The 2,712-nt window shown below is 46.0% G+C and carries 1 protein-coding gene; it reads right to left on the reverse strand.

All coding sequences use genetic code 11. From position 1 onward, the window contains the following. The coding region (locus MUP17_04825) for a hypothetical protein (GenBank protein MCJ7458294.1) at positions 1–2,394 on the reverse strand (2,394 nt) is incomplete at its 3' end. Positions 2,395–2,712: the final 318 nt, after the last annotated feature.

Genomic DNA, 2,712 nt, shown 5'->3' on the forward strand with positions numbered 1-2,712 from the left:
CTGCCCTGACCCGCTCTCCAGTCCCTGCGGATTCTGATAATTCTCAGAGATCTTATAGGGATTCGGTACCACCACCACTTTCTCCCCTAATGCCTGTGCCTTCGCCGGTGAATCTAACGGAAATACCTGCTTGGCATTGATTCCTTTGGATGCCTCTAACCCTCCCAGGTTGGTCCTGGCATTGCCAAAATCAAAAGCTGTCACCGCTATCCACACTGGAAAACTGGGAAGCAATCCCTCCTGCATAAACTCACACTCATAATAATCATCCCTGATCTCAGTAAGCGGTATGCAACCTTGATCCACGCTATCAGCATATGCTTTACTTACCTTACTTCGTAAATCACGAGTACCCTTATTCCAGTCCTGAAGAGCAAAAAACAAACTATCCCCAGGAGCAATCTGGTACCAGTTGCACTTTAATGTGTCGGGTCCTGGATAAACCCAGGGATGAAACTCGGTATAAGAGTTCGGGTTGCGCCCTAATATGCGCACAAGACTATCGCCAGGAATATCACCAAAACACCTTTTTATGTCACACGGCCTTATCCCCTCATCCAACCACTCCACTATATGACCGGTGGGAAGTTTGGGCCTCAGCTTATACATCTTGTAATTCACATAGTCATAAGAAGCCAAAAGAGTCCAGTCATTGGGTTGGCCAGTCTCACTCATATATATCCGGTACCCCTCAAAATCACGAGCTCCGGTAAAGGGATCCCTGCCCTCCTCTGTCGATTTCCCATTCCACTTGACCTTTATATACCCCTTACCATTATCAAAAACCAAACTGGGTGGATTTGGCGGAGGAGGTCCCTTGAAATCGGGCACACCATCTCCCTCGTAATAGAAGAGACAAGTGTCTCCTACCGGGTCTATGAAGCATTTCCCTCTATTGCCGTCTCCCTGACCCGTGGCTGGATCAGGGGTATCGACTCCTGGATTATCATATACCCAGCCAGCCCAGCGAGCATTGGTGGCAAAATCGCTGAAATCTAAATTCCGGTAATAAGTCAAGGGGTTGTCCACGTCCATCGGATTTACCTTATAGTGAAAATTCTCAGCTGCTACGTAACTTATAGTTATCTTCTTGGACTCGTCTGGAGCCAAAACACTGATTGGGCCAAAGGAGAAAAGATACCTGGTATCATATCCATCTGCTAAATCGGTGCAGAAACCCGGAGGAGGTAGCCAGCCGCTGTCGCTCTTATTTATGCAGGCATAGATCTGGTCGTAATCGAATTCATCATTCGACATAGTGTAATACTTTGCTCGATCACCGCAAGGAGTTCCCTTTCCCCCCTCACACCAGCTTCCATAATTCTTAATCCAGAGATCCCAATTATCCTGCTTCTGAGGCCCCCAGTCTAAATTCACCGGATCATTGCCTTCAGAAAGCCACCAGTTGAAAGAGATTTTTTCAGTAGGTGCCCTAACCACCCTGGTGCCGGTTAATCCGGTGATGCTCTTGTCTGTTACCACTCCCCCTTTGCCCAAATCACCATCGTTATCCGCTATCCAGCCTATCTGGATGGTATCCTGATACTGCATGGTGTCCCCCCACAATGGAGATGGGTAAGTGAATCGATAACCGGTGATGTCGTCAAAGCTGCCAGGAGCACCTTTGGATATATGATATACATCCGCGTCGACATAAAGTCCCATCCAGATATTTTTAACGTTTTTCTGTCCGATATTCCTTATGGTGAAATCTATTAAAGCAAGATCTTCCGCATAATCATAGCTCCAGCTATAACTCTTCTGCTCGATCTGAATGCCTATCGGTTTATGTGGCCTCCTGTCATAATCATCCGGGTTGATGCCTACAGTTGCAGTGTCTGAATAGGTGGCAATAATATCCTGTTCTGAAATCGCCCCCGCAGTATCTGGAGGATTACAATTAGGGGTGGAAGGTCGGATGCTTTTCTCTTTTATGCAGCCTCCCTGATCCTCTGTTGCAGGAAACATCTCGTAAACCCCCAGCCAACCATCTGCTCCTACACTTACCAGGGTCTCTCCCTCAACTACTGCACCTACCCACAAAGCTCCCTGGAAAAGATAATCCAGGTCTGAACCGCAAGGGTACTCAAATGAAGGTGCGGGCAGGTCCTGAGCTGGATTAGGATTAAAACAGCCTCCTTGGGATTCCTGCTGTCTCCTGGCCTGGCTTCCAATGAATCCCCAGTTGGTCAGCGGGAAACAATATTTGGCTACCCGGTGGGTCCGCAACTGGACGCAAGCTTCTCCTGCCTGCGGTTTTTGGAGTGTGAAAGATGGGACTGAAATGACCTCTGTATTTTTGGTTCTGGCTAAAGCTGAAGATAAACTTAAAATCAGACTACTAAGAAATATAAAGAAAATACTAATCAAAATTAATTTATCTTTTTTATACATCTGCTTCCTCCGATCTTTTTGAAGATTAAATCTGCAAATGATTATGTTTTTTTCAAAAAAAGCCAATCTTTTTAAATATATGCTTCCCCCAAGTAAAGGCAACATATTTTTTCCTCAGGCAGGCAAAAAAAAGCCATCCAGACAGATGGCTTTTTTTCTTTCTTTTGCTTTTAGCCTTATTTTATAATCACGAATTTCCCTATCTGGTTACCGGATTTGGATTCTATGTTGTAAAGATAGATCCCGGATACCACCGCCTGGGTGTTCTGATTGATCAGGTCCCAGTAATCATAACCCGCGGTCGGATCATCCTCTGCC

The organism is Candidatus Zixiibacteriota bacterium, from assembly GCA_022865345.1.
Lineage (GTDB): Bacteria > Zixibacteria > MSB-5A5 > MSB-5A5 > RBG-16-43-9 > RBG-16-43-9.